At 41.0% G+C, this 22,170-nt stretch carries 4 protein-coding genes; all 4 read right to left on the reverse strand.

Annotated elements, in window-relative coordinates; translation table 11 throughout:
- Nucleotides 1-448 precede the first annotated feature (448 nt).
- On the reverse strand, nt 449-3,679 hold the full coding sequence (locus IQ247_RS08855; protein ID WP_193919040.1) for an alkaline phosphatase: 3,231 nt from the start codon (nt 3,677-3,679) through the stop codon (nt 449-451).
- A gap of 619 nt (nt 3,680-4,298) precedes the next feature.
- The gene (locus IQ247_RS08860) at nt 4,299-8,492 is read right to left on the reverse strand and encodes a glycerophosphodiester phosphodiesterase family protein (protein WP_193919042.1); all 4,194 of its coding nucleotides are present in this window, start codon (nt 8,490-8,492) and stop codon (nt 4,299-4,301) included.
- 287 nt (nt 8,493-8,779) lie between these two features.
- Nucleotides 8,780-12,874 carry a glycerophosphodiester phosphodiesterase family protein gene (locus tag IQ247_RS08865; protein ID WP_193919044.1) on the reverse strand — a complete coding sequence of 1,365 codons (4,095 nt, stop codon included), beginning with the start codon at nt 12,872-12,874 and terminating at the stop codon, nt 8,780-8,782.
- Between the two features lie 877 nt (nt 12,875-13,751).
- Nucleotides 13,752-20,444, reverse strand: a complete 6,693-nt coding sequence (locus IQ247_RS08870) for a choice-of-anchor I family protein (protein WP_322745466.1) — start codon at nt 20,442-20,444, stop codon at nt 13,752-13,754.
- Nucleotides 20,445-22,170: the final 1,726 nt, after the last annotated feature.

Consider the following 22,170-nt stretch of genomic DNA (forward strand, 5'->3'; position numbering starts at 1 on the left):
ATCCAACTTGAGATTAAGCTTGAAATGCAAAGCTGGTATCATAATAACCAGTTACACCATTAACCATCGCTAATGTGTCACCACCAAAAGCGATTCTAGTATTACCACCCATTTCAGTTACCAATCATGAGAATGGTATTCTTAGCCATTTTAAAGGTAGTTCCCCTATTTTAAGATTTCCGACTTGAAAAATAAAAGCAGTCCTAAGTTATCAGTTATTAAGTATTTTTTTATCCGGGAAAATACTTAATTACATCATGCTTATTGTTTCATCGATTAATTAATCTAACATTAAATGCAGGTTAAAAATCTATTTTTGTTGATTTGGATGTTACAGATATTTATCCTAAAAACCCGACTTCTATGAGAGTTTTGAGTCGTGGGGGAAGAAGTCGGGTTTTTCTACCAAAAACCCGACTTCTATAATTACCCTTCTACTTCTGTAAAATTAGGCAAATACAACGCTGGTGTTGACATCCAAACCAGTCACACCGTTGAGCATTGCTAATGTGTTACCAGCAAAACCAATTTCGGTATTACCATCAACTACATTCAATTCTAAAGTTGATGCATCAATACCCAAACTAGCGCTACCCAAAATACCAATTACATCAGTACCAATTTCAAAGTCAATGATGGTATTTGCAGCTTCGGGTAATTCCGCACTGACAATCCAGAATTGGTCGGCACCCATACCACCAGATAGGATATTATCACCACCGGATTGAACGAAGAATTTATCATCACCTGCACCACCCAAAGCACGGTCATTCATACCAAGGTAGAAGATATCATTACCTTCACCACCGGACATCCGGTTTTCACCGATGCTGTCGGTAGCTTCAAACTCGTCATTTCCCGCTCCACCAAATACACGGTTTTGATTACCTACGTAAATTACATCATCACCGCTACCAGCATTAACGCGGTTGTTGTTTCCACCGAAGGCTAAATCAATTTCATCGTTACCCGCACCTGTAAATACGGTGTTATTAAGACCGTTAAAGTTTTCGCTAATACCCGGAATTAAAGTGTCATCCTCAGAGGTTCCAGAAACTAAGTTACTTTCCTGTTCTGCTACCTCTTCTGGTTCAACACCAAACAAAGTTTGATACATCAAACGATACATATCAGTGTTATCAGCAGTAGGGGGTAGCTGATCGGCATTCAAACCGTGGGCTTTGCTAACTATACTACCGGCAAAGTCGGGAGTACCTACGTAACCAACGCCAAAGGTGTAGGTTTCCCCATCTGCTGCGGGGTTGGTAGCAGGAGCAGAAACGAAAGGTTCGGTATTGCGACCATTTTGCCCATCTAAAGGTACTTCTACTGCATCTTCGCCACTGGGTAATGTGGGGTTGACTGGTACAGTACCTACTGTTTCACCGTCTTGGTCTATGACTTGCAAACCACCTGCATCGCTGTCAGCAGCGGTTAATAACAAGGTGTTGGGGTCTTGGTTTTCAATGTAGTCCATTGCTACCCCAATGGCTTCATCAGCCCGCAACACGGCTTCGATGACACCGCGTGAATTGTTATTGTTACCAAAGTTGTCAGTAGCTTCTTCTTCCAACACTACAAAGAAACCATCTTCGTCTTTAGAGACAATGGGTAAAGCTGCTGCTAACATTTCTCCCACTGTGGGCGGATTTTCGTTACCCGGTTGTCCGTAATTATCTAATCCTGCCTCGATATTGGCTTCTTCTGTAGTATCGTTATAGGTATCTTCCGCAGCAAAAATACCTAACACTTTCTCAGTATCTTCGCCCAAATTTTCTAATTCTTCACGGGTGTAAACGACGGTATAACCAAGTTCTTGCGCTTCTTCAATTAAATTGCGTCCGTCTTCGCGGATACCTTCTTCTCCAAATCTTCCAACAGTACCTTGGGGTAGATAGTGAATTTCACCACCTCCCAAAATTACCTCAGCCCCGGAAGTAACAATTTCTTCGGTAATTTCAGCAACGTCACCGCGATTTTCTGCATCTGACAAAAACACTCCGGTTCCGGGTTCGGCGATAAAGCCAGAGTTGATAACGGCAACCGCCTTACCAGCTTCTATGGCTTCTTCCATGATGGTTGTCCCCGGTTTTCCGGAAAGGGAAACGATGGGATTACCTGCTTCATCTAAGCCGTAGGAACCTGCATAAGGTTTAGTTCCAAAGGCGTGTACTACTGCACCAGCGTTGGAAGTGGAAACAATTTGGTCGTCGATATGTCCTAAATAAACCCCAGCATCGGACATCATATCCCAATTCAATCTACCATCGGGACCTTTTTCGATGAAGCGTCCGGCTGCGTAGTGGGCGGGACTGGTACCGTCGGGGTGAATAAAGATAACATTACCCGTAGGTTGCGTTGCCTGTGGTGCGGGATCTGCTTCTGGTGCATCCACGTAAGACGGCAGTTCTGTATCGAACAGGGTCTCATACATAATTTCGTAGATTCCCGTATTGTCCACGGTCGGAGGCAATTGTTCGGCATTTAACCCGTAGGTTTTAGCTACAATGCTACCTTCAAAATCGGGAGTACCAGCATAACCGATACCAAAGGGAAATTGCTCTCCATCTTCATTGGGAGCAGAAATAAACGGTTCGGTAGTTCTACCGTTTCGTCCATCGAGGGGAGCTTCAATAGCATCCGAACGGTCTGCTAAAGTGGGTTGTACTGGTATAGTACCGACCTCATCGCTGTCCGTATCAATAACTTCCAAACCACCTGCATCGCTATCAGCAGCAGTAACTAACAACGTATTGGGGTCAGTGTTATCGATAAAATCTTGAGCGACACCGATTGCTTGATCCGCTCGTAACAAAGCTTCAATAAAACCGCGTGAATTATTGTTGTTAGGGAAGTTATCAGTACCTTCTTCTTCCAACACTACAAAAAAGCCATCCTCGTCTCGATTGAGGATGGGTAGAGAAGCCGCTAACATCTCACCTACCGTGGGCGGATTCTCATTTCCCGGCTGTCCGTAACTATCTAAACCAGCTTCTATATTGGCTTCTTCGGTAGTATCGTTGTATGTATCTTCCGCCGCGAAAATACCTAATACTTTATCTGCGTCGTCAGAGAGGTTTTCTAATTCTTCGCGGGTATAAACAACGGTATAACCATTTTCTTGGGCTTCCTCAATCAAATTGCGTCCGTCGGTACGGATACCTTCTTCACCAAAACGCCCGACAGTACCTTCAGGTAGGTAGTGAATCTCACCCCCACCCATGATTATATCTACTCCAGACTCAACAATCTGTTTTGTAATTTCCGCTACATCACTGCGACTTTCCGCAGCAGCTAGAAATACCCCGGTTCCGGGTTCTGCGATAAAGCCAGAGTTAATTACAGCAGTCGCTTTACCAGCGTTTATCGCTTCTTCCATGATGGTTAGTCCCGGTTCGTTAACTCTTCCGGCTAAATATGAAAGAGACTCGACAGGATTACCGTTTTCGTCTAAACCGTAGGAACCTGCATAAGGTTTAGTTCCATGGGAATGAACTACCGCACCCGCATTGGAAGTAGAAACAACTTGGTCTTTAATATGTCCTAGGTAAACTCCTGCATTGGTCATCTCATCCCAATTCAATCTACCATCGGGACCTTCTTGAATAAAACGTCCAGCACCGAAGTGAGAAGGGCTTGTACCATCCGGATGGATAAATATAACGTTGTTATTTGCCATTTTGAGTTCTATTAATCCTGGGCTGATGATTTTTTATACCAAGCTGCATTCAATTTGTTAATTAATATCCCCTGCCTTAATTACTTTAAAAAAGCGAAAAATAAAGGAATATATTTCTTAACCAAAATGTCGCAGCTTGATATTAAGTATTACTACTAATCCCAGGCTAGAAATTAAAGTTTAAGACTGTGTTAATTAAAGGTAAAAGTTAGATTAATTAGGCGATAATTAAAAATATTTATCCAGAGAATAATAAGATTTGATTTTTTTAGGACTTGAAAAGTTAGGTATCTAAGAGCCATTTTATGCTTAAAGATTCATTAATCTATCTATTTGTATAAGTCCTAAGACGTAGGCAGAATAATATTTATATGCTAATTGATATATTGACAATACAATCAAAGTACCTATTGAAAATACAGTTAAATGATTTTAAATATTATATTTATTTAAATTATTTTTTGAACTTGTTGTATGAATAGAAATTAGTAGTAATTTTGAAGTTAATAACAACTTTTGTGATAATTATTTGCCTTATTTGTAGTTGTATGATTCGTGTAGAGACGTAGCATTGCTACGTCTCCATAATTACCCGTTCAAACTAATTATTCGGCAGATATCAAGCAAATACAACGCTAGTATTGATATCCAAACCAGTCACACCATTAACCATCGCTAATGTGTTACCACCAAAAGCGATTTCGGTATTACCATCAACTACATTCAATTCTAAAGTTGATGCATCAATACCCAAGTCAGCACTACCAAAGATACCAATTACATCGGTACCCATTTCAAAGTCAATGATGGTATTTGCAGCTTCGGGTAATTCTAAATTCACAATCCAGAATTGGTCAGCACCCATACCACCAAAGAGGATGTTATCACCACCGGATTGTACATAGAATTGGTCATCACCCGCACCACCAAGAGCGCGGTCATTCATTCCCAGGAAGAAGATATCATCACCTTCACCACCGGACATCCGATTACCACCCATGCTGTCGGTAGCGTCTAATTCATCATTACCAGCACCACCGAAAACTCTATCTTGACGAGAGACAAAAATCAGATCATCACCGCTACCACCATTAACCCGGTTATTATTTCCACCAAAAGCTAAATCAATCTCATCGTTACCAGAACCAGCAAACAGGATGTTATTGTCAGGCTCTAAGTTGTCTCCAACGATGAACAGGTCTTGACCATTACTACCGGAAACTAATTTAGGCTGTTCATCCTCTATCCCGCTTCTACCTAAAGATGGGTCTAAATCTAAGGTTCTATCTAACTCTAGGAGGATGACTTCGTTGTTATCAATATCAGGACCGCGACCAACGGAGAAAGGATAATTGTTATCGTTAGCGACTAAAATTGTCTTTTCGTCGATAACTAAAACATCTTCGATGGTGACGAAGGGAAAATCAAAGGTAGTTTCACCGTCGTTATTGAGGTCGTTGGGGTCTTCTATATTCAACAAATCGACGACTTCTTCTTTCTCTACGTAGCCCTTTTCATCTATGTTAGAAATATCAATCTTGAAAATTTTCTTGAACTCGGCTGCTTCTCCTTGGTTCCCATCCCGTTCTATAACTAAAAATTCCGAATCGTTGATAGGGGTAAAGTCGCCAATTGCATGACCGACAACTGAGGTTTGATAGTAACCAACTAAGTCAGTATATTCGCTCGCGGTAGCATCAAATTTGTAAATGCGTAAAGCGTCATCCGGGTCTCCCGTTACCGCACCTTCTAATAACGGATATAAGGTTTTGCGGTCTGGACTAAATGCCATTCCTTCAAAACCCCGAGATGAAGGCAGATTGGGGGGGACTATTTCTTGATTAACCGCAATTCTTCCAGTTTCCGGGAAGTCGGTAAAAAAGCCATCTACACCTAATTCAATTAACTGTTCAAATTCATCTTCCGGGGTTTGGGGGGTACCGTCGGGGTTTAAAGTTAAATAACGTTCTTCATTTCGCAAAGTGTACGGGTGAATTTGCATACCCGCATCATGAGCCCATTCTACATAAGGACGAACTTCCCCAGTGAGTTGGGTTGTTATTTGTGCATTCCCGTCACCATCCCCATCGACGGGAGTGTCTAGGGCTTCGCGCAGTACAAAGCTGTTTTTCCAAGGTCCCACACCTTCAGCATAAGCTTCACCAATATAATCAAATACTTCCTTGGTAGCTAAATCTTGGTATGTGGTGTCGGCTATACCATCACCCGTGACATCTTCGCCAAAATCTTCAACAATATTAACTAAATCCCCGTAAACAGCTTCTGTGTCTGCTGCATCAAAGTCAGGGTTGCTGAAATTGGCAACAATATCGTAAGGTACAGAAAAACCGCCACCGTTTTCGTTAATAGAATTATCCTCGACATCACCCAAAAGCTGTACCAAAGGTATATCTTCTAAACCAGCTTCGGGAAGTAGGTTATTTTGTAAGTCAAGAAGATTCGCAACTTCAAAGGACTGAATAAATATTCTGCTGGGGTCGGTAAAACCAGTCTCTTGCAAAGTTGCAATTAAAGGTTCTTCCAAAGACAATCCTTGTTCGTCAAAAAATATTGGGTGCTTTGTCTCCGGATATATTCCTACTTTTACCCCGCTTTCTGCTTCTACTTGTTGTACCAATTCGATAACTTCTTCAAAGGTAGGAATTTCAAATTCACCGTTATAGGATTGGTCGCGGAAAGCAAGGGGTTGTACCGCCCGCAGTTGCTTAATTTCGGCTATTGTAAAATCCTCGGCAAAATATGCTGTAATCTCTTCTCCATCGAGATTTTTTGTTGATTTACGTTCTTCCCCGAACACCTCAGCAACGTTAGTGGTATTGTCTAAAATTGGTTCGTGACGTGCAATCAATACCCCATCTTTAGTGATTACCAAATCAGGTTCGACGAAATCTGCACCTTGAGCGATCGCCCTTCTATAAGCTGCTAAAGTATGTTCGGGTAATTCTCCACTCGCACCCCGGTGAGCGATTACTAACGGTGGTTCACCATCCAAGGTGTTGAAAAGTACATCGGGGTTTTGTGGCGATCGCACTATAGGAGCAACCACAGCATCCCTTACTTGGTCTCCTGTAAATGGATAATCGGTGAAGAACCCATCCGCACCCAATTCAATCAACTGCTCAAATTCTGCTTCTGGGGTTTGTGGTGTACCATCAGGATTCAGCGTTAAAAACTGTTCCTCGTTCCGTAAAGTGTAGGGGTGAACCTGTAAACCAGCATTATGCGCCCACTCGATTAATGGTAATATTTCCCCAGTTAACTGCGTTGTAATTTCCGCTTCCCCATCACCGTTACCATCAACAGGAGTATCCAAAGGCTCGCGCAGTATAAAGCTGTTCTTCCAGGGTCCCAAACCATCAGCATAAGTACTGATATAGGTCACAACATCTTGATTGGCTAAATCACCATAGTTGGTGTTTTCGTCAAACTCAACGGGAAAACCTGCGTAAACTTCAGGGTTAGCGTCTGCGTTATCCGCATTGAAATTGTAAACGACATCGTAGGGAACCGAGAAGCTACCACCGTTATCGCTGAAGTCGCCCAAAAGCTGTACCAAGGGAATATCAACCCCGCTCTCAGGCATAATATTTTTATCCAGTTCAATCAAATTCTCGATTTCAAAGGACTGAATAAATATCCGATTGGGGTCAGTAAACTCTTCCTCAACTAAAGTATCAATTAACTGTTGTGATAGCGAAATATCAATCGGAGTCCCATCAACTAGAGTTCCTTCTTTGGCAAAATAGGTAGGATGCTTGGTTTCCGGGTAAATCCCGATTTGCTTCCCAGTTTCCGCTTCTACCCGTTTAACTAAATCGATAACTTCTACTAACGTCGGAATTTCGTACTCATCATTAAATGCAGTATTCAAAGGACGAACACCGGGAATTCTTTCTCTGGCTCGTAGTTCCTTGATTTCGCTTAAGGTAAAATCTTCAGAGAACCAACCGCCAATTTTATCTCCATCGATTTCTTTAACTGTGAGACGGTCAGCAAATTTATCTAATTCAGCAACGTTAGTAGTTTCAGAAGTAACATTGGGATTACCGTTCTCATCAAGAACGATATTTCCTTGGTCATCAAGCTCCACAACCGCCAATGCATTTTCATGACGCGCAATCAATACGCCATCTTTGGTAGCAACTAAATCCGGTTCGATGAAATCCGCACCATAGGCGATCGCTAACTCATAAGCTTCCAAAGTATGTTCCGGACGAGAACCGCTAGCACCCCGATGACCGATTACCAAAGGAACTTGACCGTTGAGTGTCTCTAAATTTTGGATATTCGGAGTTTCAATTGGTGCTTCAATCAATTTCCCTGTCGAATCGAAGTGAAGTAGAAATGGTCCGAACTCATCCCCTACCCAAATCGAACCATCATCAGCAATCACAAAAGATTCCACATCGAAATCAGCACCAGTCAATAGACGTTCTTCAGAATCTTTGTTAACTATATCGACAGGAATCAAATTATCAGGGTCGGAAAGCTGAATAAACTTCTCAACTTCAATAGTTCCATCCCCTTCACCTGCTTTGTTAAAATTGGGGTCTAATTGATAAATCCGCAGTAAATAATCAGCACTATTATCTTTACTTCCAAAACCATTATCCGACAAAAACCAATAAGAACCCTCATTACCCGGAGCAAACTGTACTCCACTAAAACCTTGAACTGGCTGTCCTGGAAACGGTCCGGTGCGTCCATTCGCCGAAATATCAGCACCGGCTGGGGGACCTTCGGCAAAAGTATCGGCTGGCAATGATGCAAATCCTGTTAATTTAACTGCCATTGAGATGTTCCTATTTTTACGTACTGAATAACTGCGAATAGACTTAACTTCTAAGTCTTTATCGCTATATATTCAGTAGCCTATATGTAATCTAGTTAATATTTCTACCGATTTAAGTTAACAAAAGATTATAATTACGTTAATTTTTATATTTTGTATATTTTCTTACTTGATATTGTTTTGGAAATCGGGCGAGCGATTACGAATAAAAAAACCGACTTCTCTTTGAAGCCGGTCAAATTCAACTCTAGCAAAAATGAAATAATCAATCGTCAAACTTGTTGATATCAAGCAAATACAACGCTAGTATTTACATCCAAACCAGTGACACCATTTAGCATCGCTAATGTGTTACCAGCAAAACCAATTTCGGTATTACCATCAACTACATTTATTTGTAAAGTTGATGCATCAATACCCAAACTAGCGCTACCCAAAATACCAATTACATCAGTACCAATTTCAAAATCGATAATGGTATTTGCAGCTTCTGGTAATTCCCCACTGACAATCCAGAATTGGTCAGCACCCATACCACCAGATAGGATGTTATCACCACCGGATTGTACATAGAATTGGTCATCACCTGTACCACCCAAAGCACGGTCTTCTTTACCTAAGTAGAAGATATCATCACCTTCACCACCGGACATCCGATTACTTCCCATCGCATCGGTAGCATCAAATTCGTCATTACCAGTAGTACCGAATACTCTATCTCTGCTACTTACGTAGATAGTATCATTACCGCTACCACCATTAACACGGTTGTTACTTCCATTACCAAAGGCTAAATCAACTTCGTCTGCACCAGCACCCGCAAACAAGATATTATTCTGCAACTCTAGGTTGACCCCAGTGATTAACTCGTCATTACCATTAGTACCCGAAACGAGTGTAGGTTCAGTTTCGATTATACCTAAACGAGGATCTAGATTTAAAGGTTCGTCTAGTTCTAAGACGATAACTTCGTTGTTATCAATGTCGGGACCGCGACCAACGGAGAAGGGATAGTTATTGTCGTTTGCAACCAAAATGGTGTTTTCGTCAAGAACTAAAACATCTTCAATGGTGACAAAGGGGAAGTCAAAGGTGGTTTCACCATCACCGTTTAAATCGTTGGGGTCTTGAATGTTCAATAAATCAACGATTTCTTCTTTTTCCACAAAGCCATTTTCATCGACTTGGGAAATGTCAATCTTGAAGATTTTCTTGAACTGTGCGGCATCTCCTTGTCCACCATCTCGTTCAATAACTAAGAATTCGTTGTCATTGATCGGGGTAAAGTCGCCAATGGCGTGATTGGCAACTGAGGTAGGATAGTAACCAACTAAACCATTGTATGTACCTGTGGTCAAGTCAAATTCGTAGATGCGTAGGGAATTTGCTGGGTCGCCAAAAACTGTACCTTCTAACAAAGGATAAGCTGTGGTGCGATCGGGACTAAATGCCATACCCTCGAAACCACGAGATGAAGCCAAGTTGGATTCCAAAATTAAATCATCTACAATGATGCGTCCAGTTTCAGGAAAATCGGTGAAGAAACCATCTACACCTAATTCTGTCAGTTGACGGAATTCGTCACCAGTAGTTTGGGGAGTACCATCGGGATTAAGGGTGAGAAAACGCTCTTCATCTCTTAAAGTATAAGGATGAATTTGCATTCCGGCATTATGCGCCCATTCTACGTAAGGACGAACTTCACCTGTTAACTGAGAAGTAATAGAGGCAACACCATCACCATTTCCATCAACGGGAGCAGCTAAAGGTTCCCGTAATACAAAGCTGTTTTTCCAAGGACCAACACCTTCAGCGTAGTTAGCACCGATGTAATTAAATACTTCCTCGGTAGCTAAATCTTGATAAGTAGTGTTGATACCAAAATCGGGAACGATGTCAACTAAATCGCCATAGGTAGCTCTAGCAGCAGCTTCATCAAAACCTTCCTTACTGAAGTTAGCAACAATATCGTAAGGAACGGAGAAACCACCACCATTTGGATTAATTTCAGCGTCTTCTACATCACCGAGGAGTTGAACTAGAGGTAAATTCTCTAACCCAGCAGCAGGCAGGAGATTGTTTTGCAGATCGATGAGATTTGCAACTTCAAAAGACTGAATGAAAATGCGATTGGGGTCGGTAAAACCTGTTTCTTGCAAAGTCGCAATTAAAGGTTCTTCCAAAGAAAGACCTTGTTCATCAAAGAAAGTCGGATGCTTGGTTTCAGGATAAATACCTACTGTAAACCCATACTCAGACTCCATTTCCTGAACTAATTCAATTACTTCCTTGAAAGTAGGAATTTCAAACAAGCCATCAAACTCATCGCTACGGAAATTACGAGATTGCACCGCACGTAACTGCTTGATTTCGGCTATTGTAAAATCTTCTGCAAAATAAGCAGTTATTTCCTCACCATCAAGCATTTTGGTAGATTGTCGCTCTGGACCAAATACCTCTGCTACATTTGTGGTATCATCTAAGATTGGTTCGTGACGCGCAATTAAAACCCCATCGCTGGTAATCACCAAATCTGGTTCAACGAAATCAGCACCTTGGAGAATTGCTAAACGATAAGCTTCTAAAGTGTGTTCGGGGAAATCACCACTCGCACCACGATGACCGATTACTAAAGGAGCTTCACCAGTTAAAGTATTGAAATCAAGGTCGGGATTTTGAGGAGAACGAACTTCTGACGCAACAATCTTATCGCGTATGGGGTCAGCACTGCGAGCAAAGTCGGTGAAGAAACCGTCAACACCTGCTCGGAAGAACTGCTCAAACTCCTGTTGTGGTGTCTGAGGAGTACCATCGGGATTGAGGGTGAGATAACGCTCTTCATTCCGTAGGGTGTAGGGGTGAACTTGGAGACCAGCATCATGAGCCAAGTCAATTAATGGGAATACTTCACCAGTCAGTTGGGTAGTAATTTGTGCAACACCATCACCATTTCCGTCAACTGGTTGTGCGAGACTTTCCCGCAGAAAGATATTGTTTTTCCAAGGACCAATACCATCAGCGTAAGTATTGATAAATTCAAGTACTTCAGCATTTGCTAAATCACCGTAAGTGGGGTTAGCACTGAAGTCAATTAAGTCAACCAAGTCACCGTAAATTGCACGGAGTTGTTCTTCAGTTGCACCAGCAGTGTTTACAACAAAATCATAAGGAACTGAGAAACCACCACCATTCTCATTAATAAAGTCACCTTCAGTATCACCAAATAGCTGAACCAAAGGAATATCACCCAAACCTTCTGCATTTAGAGATGCTTTGAGTTCAATCAGGTTTTGCACCTCAAAAGACTGGATGAAAATGCGACTGGGGTCAGTAAAACCTGTTTCTTGCAAAGTTGCAACTAAAGGTTCTTCCAAAGACAAATTTTGTTCATCAAAGAAAGCCGGATGCTTGGTTTCGGGATAAATACCAATCTGCTTACCAGTTTGCGCTTCTACTTCCTGAACTAGTTCAATAACTTCCTTGAAAGTCGGAATTTCAAACAAACCGTCAAAGGAAGAGTCGCGAAATTGAGGAGCTCGCACCGCCCGTAACTGCTTAATTTCGGCTATTGTAAAATCTTCTGCAAAATAAGCAGTTATTTCTTCACCATCAAGCATTTTGGTAGACTTGCGGTCTTCACCAAATACCTCAGCGACATTAGTAGTATCATCCAGCAAAGGTTCGTGACGCGCAATTAGAACCCCATCGCTAGTAATTACCAAATCTGGTTCAACGAAATCAGCACCACCAGCAATTGCTGCTCGATATGCTTCCAAAGTATGTTCGGGAAGATCACCACTCGCACCACGGTGAGCAATTACTAAAGGGTCTTGACCGTTGAGAGTTTGGAGATTATTAATATTAGGTGTCGCAATTGGAGCTTTTAAGAGTTTACCTGTAGAGTCGAAGTGAAGTAAATAAGGTCCAAACTCATCTCCAATCCAGATATCGCCATTTTTATCGATGACAAAAGATTCAATATCAAAATCCGCACCAGTTAATAACCTTTCATTAGTTCCCTCATTAGTAATATCAAAGGGAATTAAACCATCGGGGTCAGAAAGTTGTACAAAACCTTCTACTTCAATAGAACCATCACCATTTTCTGTCCCAGCAAAGTTGGGATTAGCTTGGTAAAGACGCAACAAGTAATCAGCACTATTATTTTGACCGCCAAAACCATTATCGGACAAAAACCAGTAAGAACCATCTACACCAGGAGCAAACTGTACTCCACTAAAACCTTGAACTGGTTGACCATCAAAAGGACCAGTCCGTCCATTCGCAGAAATCGGTTGACCATTACCACCATTAGCACCAGAGTCAGGTCCCTCAGCAAAAGTGTCAGCAGGTAGAGACGCAAATCCTGTTAGTTTAACCATTAAGTTTTTCCAAAAATTCCAGTTTTAATTAGTTTTCGTAGCAAGAATAAAGCTTAGAATTAATGCTTATTAAGCTTGAATTTATGATTTCATATATAAGTTAAAAAATGCATAGTAAAAAAGTTAACAATAGGTTATGACAACTTTTTATGTCAGTTATAAATCATTGTTTTTATGAATACACATTAATCAAGACAGGAAACAGGGGATAGATAGTAATGTTTAACAAAATTTATTTCTGATTTTTTATTAAAAAAAATCTATTACTGCCATAATAGCAATATAAAAATATCGTAATTCTAACTTTAAATATCTGTAAATAAATAATATTAGATTCTGATAATAGTAGTTCATTTCATTAATTATGATGGGTTTGTTTATTGCCAAAACCATGTAGAGACGCGAAATTTCGCGTCTCTACAACCCATCAAAACTAATGTGGCGGAGTACTAGTGGTCCACCACATTAATTTTGAATGGTTAGTTTTTCCCAAAATTGTCTAGAGACGTTATGTATAACGTCTCTACAGCACGTCGGTAGACGAACAAACCCCTCATAACTTATGTGGTGAACTACTAGTGGTCCACCACATAAGTTATGAGGGGTAATCAATGTAATATTGTAGGTTGGGCTGTTCGCGCAAGCGTTGCGAAGCAAAACGTAGTGGAGCCTCGGCACCCGCGTTGGGTTGCGCTATGTCCTGTCGGACAGGCTTCGCCAACGCTTAACCCAACCTACGAAGAGGTATTTTAACTCTCAACTAGCAACTATCAACTCATAAAAAAACACCTAGTCAACCGCTCGGTTCCCAGGTGTCAATACTTGAGATGAGATAGTTTATTCCTCACTGAGGAACAAACTATATTCAAGCTTTTAATTAACTAAAAACAACGCTGTTGCTGACATTGAAACCAGTAACATTATTGAGAATAGCTAATGTGTTACCAGCAAAACCAATTTCGGTATTACCATCAACTACATTCAATTCTAAAGTTGATGCATCAATACCCAAATCAGCGCTACCCAAAATACCAATTACATCAGTACCAATTTCAAAGTCAATGATGGTATTTGCAGCTTCGGGTAATTCCGCACTGACAATCCAGAATTGGTCTGCACCTTGACCGCCAGATAGGATGTTATCACCACCGGATTGTACGAAGAATTTATCATCACCTGCACCACCCAAAGCGCGGTCATTCATTCCCAGGAAGAAGATATCATCACCTTCACCACCGGACATCCGATTACCACCCATACCTTCGGTAGCATCGAATTCGTCATTACCAACACCACCGAAAACTCTATCTTGACGAGAGACAAAAATCAAATCATCACTGCTACCAGCATTAACGCGGTTGTTACCTCCTCCAAGAGTTAAATCAACCTCATCGTTACCAGCACCTGTAAATACAGTATCGCGAACACCATTAAATCCACCGGAACCTGCAACTAAATTATCATTTCCATTAGTTCCAGATATTAATGTTCCTGTATCTTCTCCTATTTCTAGGTCAGCTAATACCGTATCTTCACGGAAAGCCAAATTCTGAATCCGGGTATCTTCTGCTGGTGGAACGTCAGCAACTTTAAATGCTGTCTCTGGAGTATTGAAATTAGCTAATAAGTACTCAGCAAATGCATCTTGTTCGGTACCGGAGTTAGCAAAACTAGATTGTCCGGGGTCGAATAAGGTGGGGTCAATAGCCGCGTCGATAGTACCATTGAGGTTGAGGTCTGTACTCGTTTCCCCAATTAAATCAACTCGATTCGCAAAGGTGGGATTTGCTGTCACAAAATCAGCAAAAGGATAACCATCACCACCACTAGCTAGGAAACCAAGGGTGACAATCCGAATACCCCGGCTTGCATCTCCTTGGATTTCACCATCTTTGACCAAAGCCTCTTTGACGCTACCATCTTCATTGAGAATCGCAGCGTTTTGAATCCTTTCTCCTGCGGGTTGGGTTGCATCAAAGCTGAAGGAAACACCACCAATTTGCGGGAATTGACCGGGGGTAGCACCTGGTGCTACTCCTGCTACACCATGTTCAAGAACTTGCTTTAATTGTTCTGGGGTTAGTGTAATTAAAGTTAAGTCGTTGTTAAATCTGAGCGCATTTTGAGCATCTGGTTGAGAAATACCACCGTCAGGTTTCCCAGATAATTCGTTTCCTTCGGGTGGAAGTTTTTGCGATTCAGTAGCACCGGGGGGTGTGACAATGCGTCCGATGTTATCGCGGATACCACCACCGTTTTTAATGGAAACAGCAACCGCTGAATCTAAACCTTTAACGTAATCAAGGTTTGCATCTGCTGTTAAGTTACCCAAGTTGGTTTCTTCAGTCCGGACACTAGCGCGATCGCCATTCAAGAAAACATCGGTGATACCCAATACATTACCATCTTGCGCTTGAATTACTTCCCGTAAAGCATCGGTAATGGCTTTGATTTCTGGGTCTACTAAATCTTGAGCATTTAATGCTGCAACTCCTGCATCATCGGTAGCATAAGCACCACTGACATTGGGGTCAATACTATCAGTAATGATGTTACCTTCAGCATCAAAATCAACTACCAAACGACCAACATACTTGTAATTACCGTCAGTATTTATCACCGCAACTGGTTTACCGTCAGCATCGGTTTTAAGAATGGGATAAACACCTTGAGCGGTATCTCCATCTCGCAGACGGTCGGTTTCGTCTACTAAGCGAGTGTTGGAACCACCAGCCATGATGATGTCTACATTTTTGAGCAAACCAGCCAATTGTTCTTCAATTGCGATTTGCTGCATATGAGACAGCAAGACAACTTTGTTGATATCGGGGTTTGCTTCGAGTAGCGCATCTACTGACTTTTGAATTTCCGCAGCCAAAGCAGCAATATCGGTGGGGTCTGTGGGGAGAATACCGACGTTACCAGGAGAAGAAATCCGCGCTAGTGTGGGAGTGGTTGCACCGACTACACCAATTTTCTCATTGTTAACGGTAATTACGGTACTTTTAGCAATTTTACCGGGAATGGTACTAGCTTCTTGACCATCCGCAGTTACTAAAGGAGCTAAATCCGCGTTGGGTGTAAAGTCGAGGTTGGAACTCAAATAAGGGAAATTCGCACCGGGATAAGCACCATCCGGAGCAAGTACCGAGTTCACAAAACCTGTACCAAAATCAAATTCATGATTACCAAAAGCAATCGCTTGGAAACCAAGTTCGTTTTGAATGATAATATCAGCGCGTCCTCTACCTTCTTTTCCTAACAAAGGAGCTAAAGATGGATCTGCTGCTGCGTTTAAGAATAAACCAGGAATGTAAGCGTCACCGGAAGATAAAAGCAGAGTATTTTCGTAATCTACATTTCCATCATTATCAGCATCTTGATTTTTCAACGCATTCAACACAGCACTAAAGCGGGGTGCGTCATCAAGTGCAGAAATACCTGCTTCTTGGTCTGCTGCGTGGAGTAGTTGTAGTGTGAAATTGGGAACGTCAATATTATAAAGTGTCGTTGTGTTGCTCACTTCATTTGCAACTGCCAACACCGGATTACCATTCGGACTTTCCGCAGCGGAGATAAACTTAAATCCTTCGGGAGAAATATCACCTTCGGTACGAATGTACTGGACAAATTTCGGTGCTGCGGGGTTGCTGAGGTCGTAAACCATAACACCACCACCAGCACGTTCTAAACCAACGAATCCGTAAGTCTTGCCGTTAATTACACCAACGGTTGCAGCTTCTGGTTCTGGTCCTTTGTTGTCGGAACGGTTATCAAATTCTTCAGGGTCTCCGTCGTTAGCATTGAAGAATTCAGGAGTCAGTTCTGCGGTAATTTGTTCTAGTTGGTCTCCACTATCGAATACTAAATTACCTTGGTCATCCCAAATTGAGAAGGAACGACCACCAAAAGCATACAATTGATCGTAGTCGCCATCACCGTCTGTATCACCGAGGGTATTTGTAATTAGCAAACGACCAAGATTGGCATTATTTTTCAACTCCGCAGCATTGGGGAAAGCGGTAGGGTCTAAAATAACTGCATTATTGCCAATTCTGACTTCTTCGTTAAAAATGTCTCCCTCGTCATCATTAGGAGCTGGAAGAATGTCATCACCTGTGGGACGGATGCGTGCATCCCCTTCATTCGCGGTGAGGTAGTAAGTTTTACCATCAGCTTCAAAGGAAGCAATACTATCTGGTTGATACATCCCGAAGATGGGCCAGTTTTGGATGTTAATTTTACCACCACCACCGCTGCTGCCATCAACATCGCGATCGCTAGCATCTAGACCATTTCCTGGTAAGCTGTGGTCTTTATAACCTAAAGGTAAAACATCTGTTACCGTCGCAGTCGCGATATCAAGAACAGCGATCGCGTTATTTTCTTGTAGAGTTACAAATGCTTTGGTACCGTCGGGAGAAACTGCAATGTATTCTGGTTCTAAATCTTGAGCAACTGTTGCACCAGGTCCAAAAATGCGGACTCCACTATCAATTAACCCTTGCTTTTGGTTATTAAAGCCAGTAAAACCAGCAGTAGTTACAGTTGCGTTGGCAATTCCACCAGAGATATCAATGATACTAATAGAACCTTCTGGGTCAATAGTATAATCTTCATTGGGTTCACCTTCGTTAGCAACCAAGATTTTGGTACCATCAGGAGTAAAGGTGAGCATATCCGGAAGCGCACCAACTACAACGGAACGTTGGAATACACCGTCGGTGTTGTAGAATGCAACTAAACCAGGGTCTTGCGGGGTATTGGCTTCAACTGCTACAGCTACGATACCATTTTTCACTGCAACGCTATTAACACCACCACCAATAGTAGTGATATCAATTTCACCAAACTTTGTAGGATTAACTGGGTCAGTAATATCGATAATTTCTACAGTATCCCCAGTAGTGACGAACAAACGTTGGGTTGTGGGGTCATGGGCAACAATTTCTGCACCATTGCCAGTAAAAGTACTGATTTTACTGAGATTAATTTTTGGGATGTCCATGTTTTTAGGAATTGTTAAACTTGCAACTAATGGGTCGTGGTCACTAGCTCTTTGAGTAGTTTCCGCAAATTCAGAGTTTAAGTGTACGATATCCAACTCCGCATTAGCTAAATTATCACTAACTAAAATATGATCCAAGGATTGGGAATTACCTTGGAAGTTGAAAGTGTAACGTTCGTTTTCTGGCACAGTTTCTGTTAAGTTTGTCAAGCTCTCTGCCAAGGTTTCTACAGGAGAGACAAATTCAAACTCGTTCAAGTCACCGACTACAACGATATTAGCGTTTGCGTCTGCTGCTAAAATTTCATCCACGTAACCTTTAACAGCTTGCGCTTGCGCTTGACGTTCATCAAGACTGCCGTTAACTGCAACTTCTTCTTGACGTTCTTCAAAAGGCTGCTGTACACCCAAAATTGGAGCGCTACCACCTTTGGAAGAGAAGTGATTGTTAACAACCGTAACTTCTTCGTCGTTGAAAGTAAATTTAGCGACTAATGGTAAGCGACTACCAGCGAACGCATCGTCTTCAATTGTTTCAACTGAACCATCTACAAGACTTACGCGCTCTGGATTGTAGAGGAAAGCAGTCCGAATATTTCCACCAGGTTGACCGCCGCTAGTATTATTACCAATAAAGGTGTTGTCGATAAAACTATATGTCGGACCACCATTTGCTGCAATTTCATCTACTAGCTTTTGTAAAGTATCGCTAGCAGAAGTTACACCATCATCCGCAGAACCAGTATTATCCTGAACTTCCTGTAAACCGATGATGTCAGGAGCTTTTAAGTTATTGACGATTTGATTTGCGATCGCGTTAAATCTTCCATCTGCAATATCTGTATCCCCATCATTATCATTGGGATCGAGATTCAAAACGTTGTAGCTAGCAACTGTCAGCTTATCTGCATCACCTTCGATAGTTGTGGTTTTTGGTTGGATAGTTGAAGGAGTAACAGTAAACGGCTGAGTTGGGAAAATTTCAAAGTTACCGAAACTATAACCAACAACCCCGGTAACATCTCCTAATTTTGCTCCAGTATCTACTTGAGGAATAGTAAATCCTGGTAAAATTCCGGTATCTTGTTGAATTTGGACTCTTTCGGGATTAAAATCATCGGGACTGATATTCAAAGTACCGCGTTGGCTAATTCCTGTAGCACCCGCACCATTATCTACAACCGTGAAAATCTCCCCAAAACGGTTGGTACCAGAAACAGCAACAGCATCTTTCGCTGTCACTAGCATTGCTTCTAACGACTCAAAGAAATCAATCCCATCGGTATTTGGATCGAAGCTAGTAAAAGCATCATCATCAATATTTTCAGTTGGAGGAATTCTCCCACCTGCACCGATGATTGTGGCAGCAGGAAGCGCATTACCACTAGATTTGATAGTTATAACAGGATTTCCACCAATTTGAGTTGTGGAAAGGTTGCCAGTGCTAGCACCACCAGGAAAGAATTCGCTAACTGTACCGCTAACTTCGATATCATCACCAATTGCTACTGTGGGAGCAGAATTAGTAAAAACAAAAATAGCATCGGAAGTTGCATTGTTATTATCTCCTGTAGAGTCTTGGAGATAAAAACCGTTAGTATCTACTGCGGTAACAATCCCTGTAGTAGTTACAGATTGACCTACAAGTGGTGAAGTGTGAGCAGCACCTTGGATGTCGTAGATTGGAGTAATGGAATCTTCGGTACCAGTAGTAAAGTTCCAAGTACTGTTACCCGAAATTCCCGCAAAGTCATTTCCTGCTGTATCTTCAATAGCTCCCGCATCAATCTCTACATAAAAACTAGTTGAAGCTGCGAGGTTATTTGTAGGATTAATAGTTACAGTATCGCCGCTAACGGTAATTGCTGGGGAAGTTGCAACATCAAAGGCTTCTACTACAGAACCATCGGAGCTACTCTTGATAACAATATTACCCGTACCCTTTTGGACGCTTTCGTTGAATTTGATTGTTAAATCGGCATCAATTACAGCATTCGTTGCCTCGTCTGCTGGAGTTAGAGGTGTTGTAGCATTAAGTTCTGGAGCAGTTGTATCGTTATTATTGGAGCCACCAGAAAATGTCTGTGATGCGTTAACACTACCCTTGGTATTGCTACCATTAACAACAACCCAACTAAAATCTGAGTCTTCACTACCAGTCCCTTGTAATTGCAAAGAACTATTTACAGGAGTTGAACCTACTTGAACAACACCAATATCAATACTTGTCATTCCATCCGCAGGACCACCAACCGCAATGAAAGTTCCTTCGTAACTGAGGAACTGTACTACAGTATTATTATTGTCTACCAAAGCGATACCATCTGGCGCTCCATTTTGAATGCCACTGATATCAACAGCAACTGTACCAAAACCATTGCTTTGGTCAGTAATTGTACCACTTAAATTGGTAGTATTGTAACTTCCTCCACCGTTTCCGTTATAGAGAACAATTGACCAACCTGTAAGGTCAGTTCCCGCAGCACCAGCAATTTCGATAAATTCATTGCTATCGCTACCGTCATTGTCGTAATGAAACTCGTTAATAAATACAGTCGCCACTAAAAAGCTTCTCCTAATTAATAGTTATACGAAAAGATGCCAAGTTTTCCAAATCACCCAACTAAATTGATGCATTCAAATAGATATAAATCAAACTAGTTGAAAAGTAATTTGGTCAATCAAGAAGACTCTCTCGTGATGAAAAATTACTCAAATATATATGTCTCATTTTCTCGCTACTACCATCTCAGAATTAACTAGAATTGGTATCCGTATTTTCTGAATTAAAAATCTATTTTGCTCGAGTATTGTTTCATATCATCAGCATTATTACCAGTATCCTGCTTTACATCCACAATTAATTTATTTGAGTTACTCAAAACCTTGTTTATCACAAGTCCAGCACGCACGATTCCAGTTTTATGAGACATAGAATTTGTTTGCTAATTAACTACTTGAAGCATTTATTTTTAACTCAGAATCTCTTCTCAGAGTTTTTTCTGGTTTTACTCAATAACCGTGTAAATGTTAATACCTACATTTTAAATGCTAAGAAAAGTGTATTAAAAAATAAACCATTTTAGGTTAAGTTTTGGTTAAACAAATAACGTTTAATTATTTTTTTGTTTGGCAGTTTAGATAATACCAATTTTTTTGACTTTGTATTTTAAATATTAATTAGATAGATATTTTTATTGAATTTCAAATATTTCAAAACAAGAGTTTGATATCCTGTTGATAACATCACAAACTATTGATATATAATGTTAGGAAATATTAGACTCGGATTTGCAATATCTACCCTCAGACGGTCATCCTGGGCGGCAGTTGCTAAAACGGCTGTGTTTCCCGACGCGAGTTGTTCATGGGGGAAAACCCCAAGACCACACTCGCTCCGCAACGCACTGCCTCGGCTATACAAGCAAAGCCCACGGAGGTGGGCTAATTAAGTCAGCGGTACACCGTGCAAGCCTGCGCTGTGGAACTTTCCCCAATGCATATTCAACGGTATAAGATAAGAAGAAAGCCATACCCAAACTTTTCCCCAGTTTGGAGGCGCTTAACGAGTCATATGAAGAACCCGGCTTAACCGAATATTTATTTTTATTTAAATGTAAATTATTTTACATTATAAATTTTTATTTCAAGAAATAAAATCACCTCAACTTCTTAATTAAATAGCTATCAAAGGTTTCAAAATTTTGTCTGCAAAAAATAAATCTTAACCACGTAGAGCGATGTATAAATTTTTTATAAAGTAGTTTAATTTAAATTTAATTGCTGCTGTTGGATGTTATGGTACTAATTGTATAAATACTGATATTAAGTAAAAGCTAGTGGATAAGCTATGAAAATTAATGAGTAAGTTTGGTTTTTGAAAAGTGAATTTACCACTTGTGTGGAACTTTATTATTGCAGTTTTCGGTAATGTCAATTAGTCAGGTAATCTGTTACTTTTAACAGTGTGAAAGATTAATTAGCAACAGCATCTATGTTTCATCTATTCGCATCAGGCTTTGCATTTTCTAGCAGTTATTAATCAATTCTATCAAAAAAATTCTGTAGCAAAAGAGTTTAATTGATGATTTTAGAGTTGGACTGAGATAGTTTCTATCATCCAGTCTTTCTAGAGTCTGGTTTGGCTAAAGTTATTTACAGTATTTTAACGATAAATGTCGATTTAAATCGACGTGCATTGATTGGATTTTACATCTAAAACGTGTGATTTTGCGCTGTCAATTATATCAATTTTCAAGATTATTATAGATTGTTTGTAGCTATGACA

The organism is Plectonema cf. radiosum LEGE 06105 (assembly GCF_015207665.1).
GTDB lineage: Bacteria > Cyanobacteriota > Cyanobacteriia > Cyanobacteriales > Nostocaceae > Rivularia > Rivularia radiosa_A.